This window comes from Kitasatospora sp. NPDC059599, assembly GCF_042735125.1.
Classification (GTDB): domain Bacteria; phylum Actinomycetota; class Actinomycetes; order Streptomycetales; family Streptomycetaceae; genus Kitasatospora.
This window is the reverse complement of record NZ_JBHWCL010000196.1, coordinates 1-16561: the sequence shown is the minus strand read 5'-3', so window position 1 is coordinate 16561 and position 16561 is coordinate 1. Positions and strand designations below refer to the sequence as shown.

Genomic DNA, 16561 nt, shown 5'->3' with positions numbered 1-16561 from the left:
TCCGACGCGTCGAAGTACCACGCGGTGATCGCCGTCCGCACTCCCATCGCCTCGGCGGACACCGACGGCGTGGTCATCGCCGTCAACTCCGCCAACCAGTACGTGCAATGCGAGTCGAAGGGCAACAAGGGCACCAGCAAGTCCTCCCCCGCGACGTTCATCAACGACCGCCTGTGGGGCACCGGTCACCTGATCGAGTTCTTCGACAGCTACAGCACGCCGGCCGCCGCCGGGCAGCGCCTCTCGCTGGGTGCCGGACACTACACACCCGACGTCGCCAAGATCACCATCAGCTACGGCGACGACCCGACGCAGTACCCGACCGTCATGGCAGGCGGCGCGTTCGTCCACACGGCGGCCATCACCACCAGCCTCGACGCGAACTCCTTCCCCCCGTCCCCCTACATCCACGCCTACAACGCGGACGGCAAGGAGATCTACAACCAGAAGACGCAGCCCACGGTCAAGAACACCCACCCGTAGGCGCCACCCCAGGCACGTGGTGGTGGAGCGGCCGTCCCCGCGGTCGCGCGGCGGATGAGCATACGCAGTGCGACAACCGCGGCGGACAGGCAGAGGTGGAAGTCCACGACGCGACTGAGTTTCTCGGTGCCGCGCCGCAGCTTTGCCGAAGCTCTTCATCCACGAGCGGCTCCGCTCCACCACCCACCTCCTGCCGGCCCGGCCGGCGCCAGGAACGGCTGAGAGGCTGGCCCCACCATGAATTGTCGAACTTCATCCAGGGGGAGCGCGTGCTCGGCGGCGACTTCCACATCTCGCAGGTCGCGGCCTGATCGGAATTTCCGACAACGGTCCCAGTGGCCCGCTGAACCGAAGGGCCCTGGGAACCAGGCTCACAGGATCGCACCGGAGGTGCACAGCCCCATGGGTAACTGGAACTGGCTCACAGGCAACGCCCTTCAGTACCACCTGCTGTTCGTCGAAGGCCTCACACCCGAGCAGGGTGCCGACGCGTTCGGAGCGGATCGCACAGAACTCCTCATCATGGACCGGAAAGCCGCGACACACCTCGCCGTTACCCAGGGAGAGTCGGCCCCGACGCGCTTCGCGACCGCCGGCCCCTGGCTGATCTGCGTGGAAGAACACAGCCAACTCGGCGCGGACCTCGACCTCCTGCACCACATCTCCCAAGGACGCGAGGCAATCGCCGTCTCCAGCGACGCCAACGCCCTCGGGAGCTTCACCTACCTCGTTGACGGCACCACGGTGACCCGGTTCGAGGCACTCGCACCGCACCGACGTTCCGGCCACGCCCCCGACCGCCTGCTGACCACCATGCAGGAAATCGGCATGCTCAACTCCGCGGACGGACACGGCATCAGCCCACGAGAAGCCGCGCTCGACCTGGCGACCCACCTGTCCGGAGCACACCTGAACGAACAGGCAGTCACCCAGGAGTTGCCGACTGTGCTGGTCCGACGCCCGCCCCTCGCCCCGCCCTCCCCGCCGCCCCTGAGCGCCCGCGCAGGCCTGGGACGACCCCTCGGTGCCCTCGTCCCCGCGGCGCTGCCCCTCCCGCAGAGCGGCCAGTCCGTCACCAGCTCTGCCGGCGAGCCCGGGCGGTCGCCTGGCATCGATGGCGTCGGCCTCGACCAGCACCGCCCGGGCCCGCCCGAACTCCCCCGCCGCGTACAGCTCCCGTAGCGCACCTGCAGCGCAGAACCAGTCCTCACACTCCGGCGCCGCCTGGATCAGAGCCTCCAGGCCACCACGGTCGCGGAATCGCCTCCAGGAGCCGCGGCGGCGTGGCGATATGGTTCCGGGCATGGGAAGTCGGATACGTGAGGACCGGCCGTTGCGTGACCGGCTCGACCGGCTGGGGGCCGACGATCCGGAGTCGGCGCGTCGGTGCAGGGTGCTGGCCGGTGCACTGGTCGTGGTGGCGCTGCTCGGGTCGAACGCGTGGCAGCGATCGGAGGCTGTGACCTGGTTCGATGTGCGGATCGACACGACGAGCCTGCTCCTGTGCGCGGCGTTGATCGTCACCGCTTTTTTCCTGGTGTGGCGTTCGCGGTGGGTCGCGTGGGCCGGGTTCGTGAGCGTGGCCCTGATGTCTCTCGGTGCCGTGTTGGACGTGATGGCGATGGCGGGCGGCGGCGTTTCATACGCGGCATTTGCCGTGTCCCTGCTGATCAGACTGCCCACCGTGGTGGTGCTGGCGGTCCTGGTCAGGCGCGGCAGGCAGTGGTGACGGACCGGCCGCCGGTTGTCCGGGGCAGCTGTGGCAGGGCCGCCGAGGCGCGTTCGGGAAGGTCGCTGCCGCGCACCGCGCCTGCTTGTCGGCCGCGCTCCCCGTTCCGGTCCTGTCGGGCAGCGAGCGGTGGCCGGCCCGTCCGATGGGTCAGCACGCGTCCAGGAGGCCGGACGGAGATCGTGTACGCAGCCGAACCCGCTCCTGGAGGTTGTTCCGAAGCAGACCACTGAGTGACATCCGCGTGGAAGGATCGCTGATATGCAGACCCCCCACGCCGAGGCCACCGGCCTGGTTTCAGTTGAACGTTCGCAGTTCGGGCTGTGGGAGCGGAGTGAGTTCGTCGAGGACGGCAACTGGCTTGATCTTCCTTTGAGTGAAGAAATTCCAGGCGTCACGTCGGTCGACGGGGCGATCAAGATTCGAAGCTCGATTCGGGATCACTATGCGGCCGTGACTCTTGAGGTCACTGAAAATCCAGTGCGTCCAGACGGGTTCACGCTCATCGCACAGGCTCCGTACAGGTCTCTTACGGGGCGCTTGGAAGCATGGACGCTATTCTCTGGCCCTGCCGATGTGGCGTTGGACCTCGGAGGACCGTCGCGCAACTTCATGCTGAGCGTCTATTGGGACAGTTCGCCGGAGTTGGGTGATCGCGCGAAAACGGAACTGCTGGACGGGGTGGAGCGGTTCCGTTTCGTCTTCGAGCCGGCGGCGGGATGACCAAACGTCAATGGAAACTCCCGGAACAGCAGGTGCGTCCTGCGTCCTGCGTCCTGCGTCCTGTGTTTTGCGTCCGACGGGCCGTTCGCGGGTGGGGGCCGAGGCCCGGACGGCCCGCTGCTCACCCAACGCGTGGGAACGGGCCGGGAACCGGATGCACGGATGCGCGGGAGCACCTTGCCCCGGCCGACCCCGAGCGGCCGGGCGCGACACTACTCAGCCGGTGATTGAGTACGGTGACCCATGAGCCCGCGCCGGCCGCTTCCTATCGTGACCTGTATGGACACAGACTCGACTCCCACCAAGCCCCCGACCCCGGGAAGCCCGCGGTGGGCCACCGGCTGCGGCATCGCGGTGACCGTCCTCACCGCCCTCGTCGTCCTGGGAGGCGTGGCCTTGGGCGAGTTCGAGAAGGGCCTGACCGGGTACGGGCACCTCGAAGGCACGTCCGGAAGCGATGCCGAACCCCTCAGCCCCGGCGCGACCGCCCACTACGATGACGGCCTGACGATCACCGTCAGCGCACCGCACCGGGACCCTGACGACACCTACAGCTTCACCGTCACCTACGACAACGGCACCGACGAAGAACTGCGCCCGGGCGGGACACCCCCGGGCACCGGCGTCGGCATGAGCGGCTTCGCCCCCATCGTGGTCCGCGGGGGCAAACCGCGCAGCCCCGACATCCCCGGCTGGGGCGTGACCGTGCTGGACCGGGCCGGCACCGAATCCGCCCTCACACCGCCCCTCGGCGCGGACCGGAAGCGCACCGTGCCGGTGCGGTTCAAGCCCGACAAGGAGGGGGGCTTCGTCACGGTGAAGGTCGCCCCGCAGTCCACCGCGGACCGCGACGCTGCGTACTGGCAATTCACCCTGAACTGACCGACGTACGAGGACCTCCGCCCACCCCGGGCAACGGCCTTCCGCACCGAACGCACGAGGTGCTCCCCGGCTCCCTCCGGGACGAGGAAACGGGCGCCGAGGTTGCCGTTCGGGCTGAGGCACGCCGGAAGGCCGGCGCGGACGGTGGTGTCGACGCCGGGGAACTCCTCGGCCGCTTGCCGGTCCTCGTCCCGGACCTCGGCGCCCCGCCCGGGACACGACGGGCCCGATCGCCGTGGCACTGCCACATGGCCGATGGCCGCGAACGTGTCGTGTCGGAGACCGGATTCACGCCAGGAAGGCCAAGCCCCGGCGGGTCGTGCAACCGCGGCCTTCAGGACCGGCCGCGCCGGCCAACCGGCCATCGCGCATCGACATCGACAGCAAGAGACCGGCAGGGCAGATGTTCAGGTCACCGCAGGCGCACGTCGGGACGTCCGGACTCTGCCAGCCAGGTGATCCTGCAGCTCTCGATGTCGGAACTGATATGCGGTCCCGGAGACCCGGACAAGGCCGGCACCGTACGCCCAGTCGAGGAAACGGCCGAGCCGCCGTGGCAGGCGGCCCCGTGTGCACAGCAGCGTTGCCATGTATCGGCGCCAGGCGCCGGCCCAGACCAGCGCGCCTGCGAAAGACACGCCTACCACGAAGGCGGCAAGAACGGTGATGTCCCGGAATGCGTTCTCCAGCGAAAGGCCCTCGCTCGTGAACCCGGACTGGACTACTACCGCAAGCGATGATGCGAGCCCGATGCCGAGCCCGACCGTGAGCCCTGCCCTGGCGTCGGCACGGACCAGGCCCCTCGGGCCCTCGACTGCGCCGTGCGGCGCGCTCGTCTCCAGATTGGTCCTCAGCCCGAACGCAAGCCCGCCGACGAGCCCCATCGGGAGAGCCGGCGTGAGCGCGTTCGCCAGCGCATTCATCAGCGGGTAGTCAGGAGGAGAAGCCGCGGGAAGGGCCACTGCCAGCGAGTAGATGAGCGCTGCGGAGAGTCCGACCGCGAGAGGAACGGTGGTTGCACGACGCCCAGCGGGGGTGCGCAGCCGCCGAAGATCGATGCTCTTCGGAGTGGGCCAGGTGATTCTGCTGGCCACGACAATCCAGCACGCTACGAGCAGCGCGAAGACGATGCTTGGGACGATCTCCGTCGGCTCGAAGGTGGCGCTGTCGAGCCAGGCCAGGAATACGAGCCCGGTTACCGCGCACATGACTGTGTCCAGAGTCCTGGCTCGGCCGGCTGCGATCGGCCAGAGCCGGTGCAGCACCAAGTCGGAGGCGGAGAGCTGATATCCGCCCACGGTGCGGCCGGTGCGGGCGTTGTCGTTCAGGTAGTCGGCCAGGACGGTCAGCCAGTGTTCGACGTCCCCGGGATCGTAGGGGGCGTTTCCCGCGCGCACGTGCAGGTCAGTCGCGGCCGGTACGAATCGGTCGAGCAGGTACTGCTGCATTGCCTGTGACTCGGCCAGGTCGAGTAGCCCGGCGGGGTCGCCGTCGGCCTCGTAGACGGTGATGGCCAGCGTCAGCACCCACGGGGTGGAGAGCGTCTGGGCCACCGCGCCGTGGGGATCACGGTCGAGGGTGTCCAGCACTGGGCCCCACAGCTGTGGATCCCACACTCGGGTTGCCAGGAAGTCACGAGCCTGGCGGGGAGTGACGGTTTCGACCTCCACACGGGCCGAGTCAAGCAGGCGGGCCCTCCCGGCCAGCGCCTCATATTGCGCCGTGCGGCAGGTCAATACCATCGGCGCCTTGCTGCGACCGGCCTGGTACGCATTCAGGCCCGCCAGCGCCGCAGCTGCTCGCGAGGATCGGCGAGGGGTGCCAGCGGCGTCCATCTCGTCCAGACCGTCCAGAATCGGCAGCACCCGCCGCTGCTCGACCAGCGCCCGAGCGGTTCCACGGCTGAGCCGGTAGATGTCGACCAGCTCACCGGCCAGCCAGTCCTCCAGCGGCACCGTGGTATCCCAACTGGCCAGGGCAAGGCGCACCGGCACCGGGTCATGGGGCCCGCGGCACTCGAGCAGCCCGAGCATCAGCTCGAGTGCCAGTACGGTCTTGCCTGTCCCGGGTGCACCGGTGATCACCAAGCGCCGGGGCCGCAGTTGCCGGTAGTAGTCGGTGATCTCACTCAGGCTCCCGGTCGCTCCGGCGTGCTCGGCAACACGCGAAGGAGCGCTGAGGAAGGAGAAGCCGACGTCGATCGGATGATCGTCCCCGCCGAGCAGCTGCAGTCGCTGCGCCAGCTCGCTGGCTTCCACGGCCCGGGCCAGGCTGGTGGCGGCTCCCTCCACGTCGACTTCGCCCACGGGCTTGAGGAGTCGCACCGCCCCGGCCCCGATCGGCACCAGGCCCAGAAGGAGGCCCAACACCCCGACTTGCTCGGAGGTACTCAGCTCTGCGGTGCCCAGCTTCACCAGTGCCCAGACGCCCCCCGTCACACATACCACGGCCGCAACCACGCCCGCCGCCCGCCGGTACCGGTCCTGCCCTCTTGTGCAGCCCATGTCAAAGATGATCACCGCCGGGCCCGCGTTCTGTACACATGACGCTGCTACTCCCACCCGATCGGCTCACAGCTGTCAGGTTCGAATCCGGCTGCACCACCCGCCCGCCATTACCGAGGGCGAGGCTACCGGGGCCGAGGAAAGCGAATGGCCGACGCCCGTGGAGTCGCCCCTCGAGTGGCTGCGGATCAACGCGAAGCAGCACGCAGTGCAGTGAGGTTCCCCCGAGGTGGGAAGGTTGCCGGACCTGGCCTGATGGGCCGTGAGAGGGGAGCCTCTGTCATGGCTGCACCGATGAAGTACCCGCCCGAGTTGCGGCGGCCGACCTCGCCCCGGACCTGGTCCAACGCGCCTTCACCGCGAACGCCCCGAACCGGCTGTGGGTCGCCGACATCCCGCCGACCCGGCCGGCCTGCGCGCGCCGGTCCCGCTCCAGCTGCTTGTGTGTCGCATCGGCGCTCGAGGCCGCAACCGTGGCGCTGAAGAACAGGCCGATGGCCGCGGCGACGGCTGACAGGGCCGCCGCCCAAGGCGACAGGTTGTTTCCGAGGGTCCGGGACTGTCGGGCCCGAGCAGGCATGCCGCCAACCGAGGCTGACGCGTGCCTCCGAAGGATGGAGCGCTGGCGCGTCCTGACCGTGGGGGTAGTCGGTCGGTGCATGGCACCGTGTCCACCTTCCCGTGCGGATCCCTCTCGGCCTCCACGGCAACCGGGTCCCGGGGGACCCAGGGAGCGCCCGTCCCTAGCGGTGGCCCGACGCGTGGTCGGCGGGCATGCATCTCCCGGACCCTGCCGAGGTGACCGAGGGCCGAGGCGGCCGAAGTGGCCGAACCGGCACGGGAGTCAGGCCGCAGCCGCCGGATCCGCGTGCCCGGTCTGTCCTTCGGGCCGCGCGCGGCTGCCGCCCGGCCGCCACGAGGGCCGGCACCGGGGAAGCGTGCCGGCCCTCTCCCCGCTCCGCGCCGGCGATCAGGCACGGCGGCGCAGTCCGCGCAGGGTGGCGCGAGCGGGGACCCAGGTGCCGATGACGGCGAGTGAGGCCGTGCCGACGAGGACTGCCGCGAGGCCGGTGGCGGGTACGGCCACCCCGGCCGTGCCGCGGGTGATGCCCTGGGCGTACGTGGTCAGGACTGCGTAGGCGATGGTCAGGCCGAGTGCGGTGGCGATGGCCACGGAGGTCGCGGTTTCCCAGCCGAGCATCCTGTGGATCTGGCGGCGGGTGGCGCCGGTGAGTTCGAGCGCGGCGAACTCCGGCCGCCGGTCTGCGATGCTCATGGCCAGGGTGTTGAGGACGGCGATGGCGACGAAGGCGATGATCAGCCCGAGAGTGACGTAGCCGATCTGGGCGCTGGCCCGGTTCTCCGAGGCCTGGGCGGCCGCGCGGTCCAGCACTCCCAGGCCGGGGTCGGCGCGCAGGGCGGCGGTGAGGGACTGCCGGGTGGCGCCGGCCGGACCGTCGGTGCGGACGAGCAGTTCGTTGTCGAGCGGCACGTCCACGTGGGCGGCGATCAGTGAGTGCGCCAGGGTGAGGTCGCCGAAGCCGAGACCGCGTGCGTAGAGGGCGACGACCGTCACCTCGGCTGGGCTGCCGTCGGCGAGGACCAGGCGCACCCGTTGGCCGAGCCGGTAGCCCAGCCCGTCGGCCGCCGCCGCCGTACCGTCGGCCAGACGACCGATGTCGCCGGACGTGATGCCGAGGTCGAGGGTGTCGGACAGGCGCTCGGGCGTGACCGCCTGGACACTGCGCTTGGTCAGTCCGTCCCGCACCTGGGTGTGGAGCACCCGGGTCACGGTCCGCACGCCCGGGGCCGCGGCCAGCGCCTGGGCGGCGGTGCCCGGCACGCGCGGTCCGACGACGAAGTCGGCGACGTTCCCGCGGTCCCGCTGCGCGCCCGCCGCACCGTCGACGGTGGTCTGGGTGAACAGGATGGTGCAGGCCATCGCGACCAGAAGGGTCAGCGGGGTGACGACCGAAGCCAGCCGGTGCGCGCCGGCGCGCAGGTTGTGGACGGCCAGGTAGCCGCCGACCCGGGACACCCGCAGGGACGGGCCGAGCAAACCGACCCCGCCTCGGACCACCAGCGGGCCGAGCAGGGCGAGCGCCGTGCACCACAGCAGGACGGCGATGAAGCAGGCCGGGGTCGAGGCCTGGTCGGAGTGCAGGACGGTGAGCAGGGAGGTGAGGACGACGGCGCCGGCGGCGGCGAGGACGCCGGAGAGGATCCGCGCCCAGGCCAGGCGCAGCGGCTTCAGCTCGGCCTCGCCGAGGGCCTCGACCGGCTTGATGGCGGTGGCGCGCCGGGCGGAGATGCGGGCGGCTCCCCACCCGGTCAGCACGGCGCAGGCCGCGGCCGCCACGACGGGGAAGGGAGAGATGACGACGGGCAGGTTGGCCGGGATGACGTCCAGGGCCACGAAGCGGCCGTGCAGCCAGCCGCCCAACGGCAGACCGGCACCGGCGCCGAGGGTCCCGGCAGCCAGGCCGATCGCCAGCGCCTCGCCGCCGATCATCTTGCGGACCTGCCGACTGGTCGCGGCCACGGCCCGCAGGACGGCGATCTCGCGCTGCCGCTGCTGGATCGACAGGCCGAAGGTGCCGACGACGACCAGCAGGGCGACCAGCAGCGAGGTGCCGGCCAGGACGGCGCCCACGCTGACCAGGCGGACCTGGGCGTTGGCGGCGTCGGGGAACTCCACCAGGCCGCGGTCGTCGCCGGTGCGGGCCACGGGGGCCGGGACGGTCCGACTGCCGGCGAGCAGCGCCCGGACGTCGTCGGCTGCCGACGGAGTGGCCGGGAAGACACCGATCGCGGCGACCAGGCCGTCGTGGCCGGCCAGCCCGCGGGCCCGGTCGGGGGCGAAGAAGACGGCGGCCTGGCTGTCGAGCCCCCGGGCGGTGATGCCGACCACGCGGACGGTCAGGGTGCCCGAGGCCGTACGGGCGGCGGTGGTGGACCCGGGTGACAGGTGGGCCCGCGCGGCGGTGAGCGCGTCGACGACGACCTCGTCCGGGCCGGCGGGTGCGCGGCCGGAGCCGAGGGTGAGCCCGGCCAGCGGCGCGGACTCCCAACCGTGGCCCCAGGAACCGCTGGTGGGGCCGCCGGGCAACAGCACCGGGAAGGTCACCTCGGTGGCGACGGCCCGTACGGAGGGCAGGGCGGCGATGCGGTCGGCGAGCGCGGTCGGTACCCAGGCGTGGTCGGCGATCGGCTTGCTCTTCTCCTTGGTCTTCCCCTTGCCCCGGTCCTCGACACTGTGCACGTCCTGGTCTCCCGAGACGACGATCGGCGCAGCCGCGTAGCGTTCCGGGCGGACGGTGCCGGTGAGGCCGGTGGCCAGGAGGGTCCCGCACCCGCAGACGAGGGCGGCCGCGCAGAAGAGGGCGACGAAGGCGCCCGCGAAGCCGGCCGTGCGGTGCCGGAGGGTGGTGAGGGCGAAGCTCAGCATCATCGGTTCCACGCTCCCAGGCGGATCATGCGGTCGGCGACCTCGGAGGGGGTCGGCCCGGACAGGGTGTCGACGATCCGGCCGTCGGCCAGGAAGAGGACCTCGTCGGCATAGGACGCGGCGACGGGGTCGTGGGTGACCATGACGATGGTCTGGCCCAGTTCGTCGACGGTCTGCCGGAGCAGTGTCAGAACCTCACGGGCCGTCATGGTGTCCAGGGCCCCGGTGGGTTCGTCGGCGAACACCACCTCCGGGTCGGAGATCAGCGCCCGGGCGATCGCCACCCGCTGTTGCTGGCCGCCGGACAGCTGTCCGGGCCGGTGCCCGGCGCGCTCCTGGAGCCCCACCCGGCGGACGAGCTCGGCCAGGCGTCCGGCGTCGGCCCGCCGACCGGCCAGCCGCAGCGGCAGGGTGACGTTCTGCTCGACGGTCAGGGAGGAGATCAGGTTGAACGACTGGAACACGAACCCGGCGCGCTCCCGCCGCAGTTCGGTCAGCTTGGTCTCGTCCAGCCGGGACAGGTCGGTGTCGCCGAGACGGACCGTGCCGGAGCTCGGGCGGTCCAGGCCGGCCGCGCAGTGCAGGAAGGTGCTCTTGCCCGAACCGGACGGCCCCATCACCGCGGTGAAGCCGCCTTTGGGCAGCCGCACCGTTACCTCGCGCAGGGCCGCGACCGCGCCCCGCCCCTTGCCGTAGACCTTGCTCACGGCGTCCAGAGTGATCGCTTCGTTCATGTCCCCAAGCCTGCCGAACTGCGAACTCCCCTCCCAGGGACGGGTTCACGAGGCACCCGTGACATCATCACGGGTAAGGTCGGGACATGATCAGACTCCTGTTGGCCGAGGACCAGCACGTGGTGCGCGGCGCCCTGGTGGCACTCCTGGAACTGGAGCCCGACTTCGAGGTCGTCGCGGAGGCGGACTCGGCGGACGAGGTGGTGCCCCGCGCGATGGTCTTCACCCCCGACGTGGCGGTGCTCGACATCGAGATGCCGGGCCTGACGGACGGTCTGCAGGCCGCCGCGGCGCTGAAGGAGAAGCTTCCGGGCTGTCGCACGCTGATGCTGACCTCGCTCGGCCGCCCCGGACTGCTCCGCCGGGCCCTGGACGCGAAGGTCGACGGCTTCCTGCTGAAGACCGCCCCGCCGGTGGACCTCGTCGCGGCCATCCGGCGGGTCGCCGAGGGCGAGCGGGTGCTGGACCCGTCGCTGGCCGTGGTCGCGTGGGACCTCGCGGACAATCCGCTCACACCGCGCGAGAACGACGTGCTGCGGGAACTGGCGGGGGGCGCGGAACCGCCCGAGATCGCCGCCCGGCTGCACCTGTCGACGGGGACGGTCCGCAACGTGCTCACCGCGGTCGTCACCAAGCTGAACGCCCGCAACCGGACGGACGCGGTGCGCATCGCCCGCGAGGCGGGCTGGCTGGCGTCGTAGCGGCGCGCCGGAGACCCCCGGAGAACCGTTTCCCCCGGGGCGAAGCCCGGGTCGGTGTGCGGCCCCGTGACGGGTGTGCCCGGTTCCGTGCGGTCAGCGCAACGGCAGTTCGGCCCGCAGCACGTACCAGCCGTCGTCCGAGCCTGCGGTCAGCGTGCCGCCGGCCTCGGCGAGGCGCACGGTCAGGCCGCCGATCCCGGAGCCGGGCGCGGTGACACCGGTCCCGACGCCGTCGTTCTCCACCTCCAGGCGCACCGACGCCCCGGTGACGGTCGTGGCGATCCGCGCGTGACGGGCGGAGCTGTGCCGCAGGATGTTGGTCACGGCCTCGCGCAGGGCCACGCTCAGCACGGTGCCCGCCTCGGCCGGCACCGGGGCGTCGTCCAGCTCCACCGCGATGGCGGCCGCCTCCAGGACCGCCGCCGCGGAGGCGAGTTCGGTGACGAAGGACAACCGGGGGCTGTCCTCGACCACCGCGCCCAGCTCGGCCCGCCCGCGTGCGGCCAGCCGCACGATGTCGGCCAGCTCGGCCCGGCAGCGGTCACCGGCCGTGCCACCGTCCGCGGCACCGGCCGCGCCACCGGCACCGGCACCGGCACCGGCCCCGACTGCGGCGCCGGCCCCGACCGCGGCCCCGGTGACGGTCCCGGTACCCGCCAGGCGCCGGGCCAGCTCGGCCTTGAGCAGGATCGCGGCCAGACCGTGCCCGAGCAGGTCGTGCAGGTCCCGGGCCGCCCGCAGGCGCTCGGTGACGACGGCGGCGCGGGCCAGGCCGGCCCCCGCCCGCTGCAGCTCCCGTACCAGCCGGGCCAGGCGCAGCACCGCGAAGACCACCACGCAGGTGATCGTCACGCTGACGGCGGTCAGCACGACGGCCGCCGGGCCGCCCCCGCCGATCACCCCGGCGGCGACTGCCAGGGCGGCCGCCAGGCCCGCGCCCGCGCGCAGCGGCAGGGCGATCAGCAGCGAGCCGGCCAGGATGCCGGCCGCGCCGATCCAGTTCCGGCCCAGCCAGGGCAGCGGTGCGAGGGCGAGGACCGCCGAGACGAGCAGGGCGGCACGGGCGTGCCGCGTGGCGTCGTGGATCGAGAAGCGGATCTGGAAGGCGCAGAACGCCAGCGCGCAGGCCACCGCGAGGCCGAGGCCGGACACCGATCTCGGCACGAACAGCAGTGCCCTGCCGCAGAAGGCGGCGAGGAGAACGTAGTAGAGACCGAGCGCGGCACGCAGCTCGGGCGGGTCGGCGGAGACCGCCGGGGCGGCGGTGGCGGCGACCACCGCCTCCACGGCGAAGCGCCCGTCCGGTTCCAGACCTGCCGTCAGCCGACCGCCGGCGGCGTGCACCCGTTCCGCGAGGCCGTCCAGGACGTCCGCGCCGAGCGCCGCCGTCGGGACGCCGTCGCTGACCACGCGCAGGACCACCCGTCCGGTCCGCTCACCGGTGGTGACTTCGCACCGGCGCGCATCGCCGACCCGGACGACCGCCGTGACCGCCTCGCGCAGCACGGTCGCGAGCACTGTCCCGGTCGGTCCGAGCGGCTCGCGGTGCCCGATGCGGATGTCGGCCACGATGCCCGCGGAGGTGAGCAGTGCCCGGGCGCTGGCCGCCTCCGGGGCGAGTGAGAGGCTGCGCAGCTCGGCGGTGGTGGCGCGGGCAGCCGACAGTGTCGTGCGGGCCCTGTCGATCAGCTCGTCGAGCACGGACGGATCCGCCCGGACGGCCAGGCCGTGGATCCGTGCCAGCCCCTCGGACAACTCGCTGCGCAGGCTCGACGCGATGCGCAGCCGCTCGTCGGTGACCGCCGAGGCCGCCAGGGTGAGCCGGGCAGCGTGGACCCGGTCCGCCAGCAGCGCGAGCGTGGTGACGGCGTACAGGATGACGCCGCCGAGCGTGACCGTCAGCAGCAGGTCGACGGTGTCGCGGACGTCCAGGTGCCGGACCGCGCCGGCCAGGACGGCGCCCGCGGCGAACAGGAGCAGCACAAGTCGGCGCTTCTCCAGCAGCAGCGAGGCCGCCGGCAGGCAGAGCAGGCCGATCGAGACGCCGAGCGGACCGACCGCGAGGAAGCCGATCGCCGACTCCACGGCCGTCCAGCCCGCCCACCCGAGGGCCCCCGGCGGAACGGACCGGGTGTGCCGCAGCTGCAACGCCACCAGTGCGAGGCAGATCGCTGTGACCGCGAGCCCGGCAACCGGCTCCGCCGACATGCGCGCCAGCCCTTTCACCAGGTGCACCGCCACCAGCGCGACGGCCACCGCGACGACCAACGCCCGCGCCCGCCACAGCGCGACGTCCCTCCCCCGATTCCCCAGCACCGGAGCATCGTACGCACCGTGCGGGCCCGCCGGGATCCAGGCCCGTCCCGTCCGTCGGACACCCGGGGCAGCCGACCCTGAGCCACGGTGCCCGGACGGCCGTCCGGGGCGGGTCCTGGCCCGCGGGGGCTCAGTGCACCGTCCCTGAACGGCGGCCAGCCGCGAGCGGCTCGCCGGGTCCGTCGTGCCGACTGCACACCGGGACCGGCCCTTCCGGCGCACTGGCCGTCAGAAGCGCCGCCGGGGGACCGAGACGAAGGAGAAGACCCCGAACAGCACAGGCCGAGGGCCGGGACGACGAGCAGTCACGGGCCGGCCGGGGTGTCCGCGAAGGAACGGAGGGTGTCGTCGATGCCCTTCGCCCGGTCCGGTCCGGTCCGGAGCGGGCGGCTGCGGCCAGGACGAAGGCGCCCGTGCCGTCTGCCGGCCCGGCGTTCGGTCGTCCTTGGCGTGTGCACCGGCTGCTGTCCGGACCGGCTCGGCGTCTGCCGCCCGCCCGTCTCACCCGTTCGTCCTGCTCCGGTCCGTTCCGTTCGGTGGCTGCCTGACCGCCGGCCTGGTGTGGCCGGTGCCGCTTCGCCGGTCCTGTCCGGGCGCCGGGGGTGCTGCTCGGCCGGCCGGCTGTTGCGGCTGCTCGGCTTGGTCGCGCGGCTGGTGGGATGACGTCGGGTGTCCGGATACATCGTCAGGTGCGGATGGCGGAACCGGGATGGTGTGCGCCTCGCCGTCCGGTGGGGCGGTCCGACCCCCAGGAGTACGCATGCCGACGGAACAGAGCACACCAACCATGCCGCAGGTGGCCATGACACTGGCCGCGATCGCGGCGACCGCGGCCACCCCGCGTCCATCGGGCGAGACACCGGCGGAGCAGCAGAACCGGATCTTCCTGGGCATCAACGAGCAGGTGGCCACGTCCTCGCTCGCGACCGGGAACGACTGGAGCCTGCAGTGGCTGGGGCTGAGCCCGGACAACGCGAACATGGCGTACCTGGCCGCGAGCCGGTCCTCCAACACGTTCGCCGTGGTCCTGCGCGGGACGGTCGCCAACGTCACCGACCTGCTGGAGGACCTCGACGTGGGCACGGTGGTGCCGTTCACCGCCGTCGGTTCGCCCTCCGCCCCGGTGTTCGTCTCCAAGGGCGCGATGGAGGCGTTCAGCCAGGTCGTCACCATGAGCACGGCGGGCATCACCCTGGTGCGGGCGCTCGCCGGCGCACTCGCCGGAGCCGCACCGAACCCCACCGTCCTCGTGATCGGTCACAGCCTGGGCGGCTGCATCGCCACCATGGTCGCGCCCTACCTCCAGACGCAGACCTGGCCGGGCGTCACCCCGCGGTTCGGCCTCTACACCTTCGCCGCCCCCACCGCCGGAGGCCAGGACTTCGCGACGTACGTGGACTCCCTGACCTGGGTCGCCAACGAGCGCTACTACAACGCCTGGGACCTGGTGCCGCAGGCCTGGACCGGTCTCGACAGCGCCAAGAAGTGGTACCCCGACCCGCCCGGCCCGGCGGCGAACGACGACGTCGACGCCGTCATCACGGCGATCGCCGCCCTGCCCGGCCCCCACGTCTACGCCCAGCCGGGCAATGCCGACCAGCTGCACCCGGACTACAACAGCGACTACGACCCGGTCATGGTCAAGAAGACGCTCCAGGACTTCCTGGGGCAGGTTGCCTACCAGCACGCCAACTCCACCTACCTGGGTCTGCTCGGCGCCCCCGACGTGCTGCCCGGCCCGGTGGTACGGGCCATCACCCCCAATGCCGGCGGGGCCGGAAGCGTACTCGTCATCGCCGGCAGCGGCTTCGGCGAAGGCACGGCGGTCGACTTCGGCACGGTCCCTTGCCAGAACCCGATGGTCACCGGCGACGGCACCGCGATCACCGTGTCGGCCCCTCCCGGCGTCGGCGTGGTCGCCGTCCGCGTCACCACCACCCTCGGCACCTCCCCGGCTGTCCCCTTCGCCCAGTTCGCCTACGACGGCCCCGCCCCGGTGATGGTCACCGGCATCGCGCCGGACAACGGCCGCAAGGGTGACTCCGTCACCATCACCGGCGTCAACTTCGCCTCCGACGCCCAGGTCTACTTCGGCGACAACCCGTCCCCGTCCGTCCAGGTCAAGCGCACCGGAGCACCCAGCGAGATCGTCGCCACCGCGCCCGCCCCGACCATCGGCATCGGCAAACCCGACACCATCGACGTCACCGTGCTGTCGAACGGCTACTCGTCCCCGGCCGGCCCGATGGCAGAGTTCACCTACAAGGAGCTGTGACACCGCCGGTGCAGCGCCGTCCGCCGTCCGGATCGCGCAGACTCCGGCGAACCCGGCCCCCGACACGAGATCGCAGGCCGCAGCCCTGACGACGCCGGACGGCCGACCGGACCGCAGGCCCGCCCCTCAGCAGCCCCTGTGCCCCGCTCACCGGTGCCGTCGCTCCCGACCTGGAACGTGACGTCAGGCGCGGAGGCCTGCGGTCACCGGGCCTCGCGGTATCGCGCCGGACGCTGCCGGCGAGGCGGGCAGCGCGCGTCCTGCCCGCCCGGACACCACGGCCGCATGCCGGGGACGCCGGCCAGCCACTGCGGCTCCGCAGGTGTTCCCGGAGATGGCCGGCGTCTTGCTGGGCCGTGTCAGCCGGTGGTGTGAAGGGCAGGAGGAGTTCGGCGAGCAGGCCGCCCCCCCGGGGGGGCGGGGGAGAGCCGGGCGGTGCCGTCGTGGAGTTCGGCGACCCGGCGGACGACGGCGAGGCCGGTGCCTGTGCCGGTGCTCGTGACCCCGGCGACGCGGCGTTCGAATACCGAGCAGGCCGTGACCACGGCCATCGACACCGCCTGCGGCCTGTTGCGGCTGCCGTCGATCCGCAACGAGTTCGCCGACATCGCCGACCGGGCGGCCACGGAGTAGATGACCTACCGCGGAGCGGGTCACGGGCGCCTCCGTCCCCGCAGCAGGCGCTCCCGCTCGACTGCGGGGACGGTGGTGAGGTGCTCGCGTACCCGTTCCCAGAGCAGGTCGGGCGCGGGCGGCGCGGGCGCGT

The 16561-nt window shown here is 72.2% G+C and carries 10 protein-coding genes and 3 pseudogenes; 7 read left to right on the top strand and 6 right to left on the bottom strand.

The window, feature by feature from the left end; genetic code table 11:
• A pseudogene (locus ACFV04_RS39815) lies at positions 1-483 on the top strand (hypothetical protein); the annotation flags it as partial.
• Here the strand turns inward: ACFV04_RS39815 and ACFV04_RS39810 are convergent.
• Positions 438-720, bottom strand: a pseudogene (locus ACFV04_RS39810) (hypothetical protein); the annotation flags it as partial. The pseudogenes ACFV04_RS39815 and ACFV04_RS39810 overlap by 46 nt on opposite strands.
• Before the next feature lie 165 nt (positions 721-885).
• Here ACFV04_RS39810 and ACFV04_RS39805 point away from each other — a divergent pair.
• The 4 genes from ACFV04_RS39805 (at position 886) to ACFV04_RS39790 (ending at position 3817) form a co-directional block, all read left to right on the top strand.
• The gene (locus ACFV04_RS39805; protein ID WP_380535932.1) at positions 886-1665 is read left to right on the top strand and encodes a DUF6461 domain-containing protein; all 780 of its coding nucleotides are present in this window, start codon (positions 886-888) and stop codon (positions 1663-1665) included.
• 151 nt (positions 1666-1816) lie between these two features.
• Positions 1817-2212: a hypothetical protein gene (locus tag ACFV04_RS39800; protein ID WP_380535930.1), complete on the top strand. Its 396-nt coding sequence runs from the start codon at positions 1817-1819 to the stop codon at positions 2210-2212.
• Positions 2213-2473: 261 nt separating this feature from the next.
• Positions 2474-2935, top strand: a complete 462-nt coding sequence (locus tag ACFV04_RS39795) for a hypothetical protein (RefSeq protein WP_380535928.1) — start codon at positions 2474-2476, stop codon at positions 2933-2935.
• Between the two features lie 279 nt (positions 2936-3214).
• On the top strand, positions 3215-3817 hold the full coding sequence (locus ACFV04_RS39790) for a hypothetical protein (protein ID WP_380535926.1): 603 nt from the start codon (positions 3215-3217) through the stop codon (positions 3815-3817).
• Positions 3818-4224: 407 nt separating this feature from the next.
• On the opposite strand, the gene ACFV04_RS39785 is transcribed toward ACFV04_RS39790, so the two are convergent.
• The 3 genes from ACFV04_RS39785 to ACFV04_RS39775 form a co-directional block, all read right to left on the bottom strand.
• On the bottom strand, positions 4225-6336 hold the full coding sequence (locus ACFV04_RS39785; RefSeq protein WP_380535924.1) for an NACHT domain-containing protein: 2112 nt from the start codon (positions 6334-6336) through the stop codon (positions 4225-4227).
• Positions 6337-7291: 955 nt separating this feature from the next.
• Entirely contained in the window at positions 7292-9772 is a 2481-nt protein-coding gene (locus tag ACFV04_RS39780) for an ABC transporter permease (protein WP_380535922.1), read from the bottom strand.
• Positions 9769-10503, bottom strand: a complete 735-nt coding sequence (locus tag ACFV04_RS39775) for an ABC transporter ATP-binding protein (protein WP_380535920.1) — start codon at positions 10501-10503, stop codon at positions 9769-9771. Before ACFV04_RS39775 ends, ACFV04_RS39780 begins: the two co-directional genes overlap by 4 nt.
• A gap of 86 nt (positions 10504-10589) precedes the next feature.
• Between ACFV04_RS39775 and ACFV04_RS39770 the strand changes: the two genes are divergently transcribed.
• Complete coding sequence (locus tag ACFV04_RS39770; RefSeq protein WP_380535918.1) at positions 10590-11204, top strand: DNA-binding response regulator; 615 nt, start codon at positions 10590-10592, stop codon at positions 11202-11204.
• Between the two features lie 93 nt (positions 11205-11297).
• Here ACFV04_RS39770 and ACFV04_RS39765 read toward each other — a convergent pair whose 3' ends face one another.
• Positions 11298-13520, bottom strand: coding sequence for a histidine kinase (locus ACFV04_RS39765; RefSeq protein ID WP_380535916.1), 2223 nt, complete (start codon positions 13518-13520; stop codon positions 11298-11300).
• A gap of 228 nt (positions 13521-13748) precedes the next feature.
• Positions 13749-13891: pseudogene (locus ACFV04_RS39760) on the bottom strand (DUF1206 domain-containing protein); the annotation flags it as partial.
• A 389-nt stretch (positions 13892-14280) separates the two neighbouring features.
• Between ACFV04_RS39760 and ACFV04_RS39755 the strand changes: the two are divergent.
• Positions 14281-15795 (top strand): IPT/TIG domain-containing protein, encoded by a 1515-nt coding sequence (locus ACFV04_RS39755; RefSeq protein WP_380535914.1) that lies wholly within the window; start codon positions 14281-14283, stop codon positions 15793-15795.
• Positions 15796-16561 lie beyond the last annotated feature (766 nt).

Bases quoted from the DNA above. Each gene is read 5' to 3' on its own strand.
- ACFV04_RS39775 (WP_380535920.1), bottom strand. From the start codon at position 10,503: ATGAACGAAGCGATCACTCTGGACGCCGTGAGCAAGGTCTACGGCAAG.
- ACFV04_RS39770 (WP_380535918.1), top strand. From the start codon at position 10,590: ATGATCAGACTCCTGTTGGCCGAGGACCAGCACGTGGTGCGCGGCGCC.
- ACFV04_RS39805 (WP_380535932.1), top strand. From the start codon at position 886: ATGGGTAACTGGAACTGGCTCACAGGCAACGCCCTTCAGTACCACCTG.
- ACFV04_RS39790 (WP_380535926.1), top strand. From the start codon at position 3,215: ATGGACACAGACTCGACTCCCACCAAGCCCCCGACCCCGGGAAGCCCG.
- ACFV04_RS39795 (WP_380535928.1), top strand. From the start codon at position 2,474: ATGCAGACCCCCCACGCCGAGGCCACCGGCCTGGTTTCAGTTGAACGT.
- ACFV04_RS39780 (WP_380535922.1), bottom strand. From the start codon at position 9,772: ATGATGCTGAGCTTCGCCCTCACCACCCTCCGGCACCGCACGGCCGGC.
- ACFV04_RS39755 (WP_380535914.1), top strand. From the start codon at position 14,281: ATGCCGACGGAACAGAGCACACCAACCATGCCGCAGGTGGCCATGACA.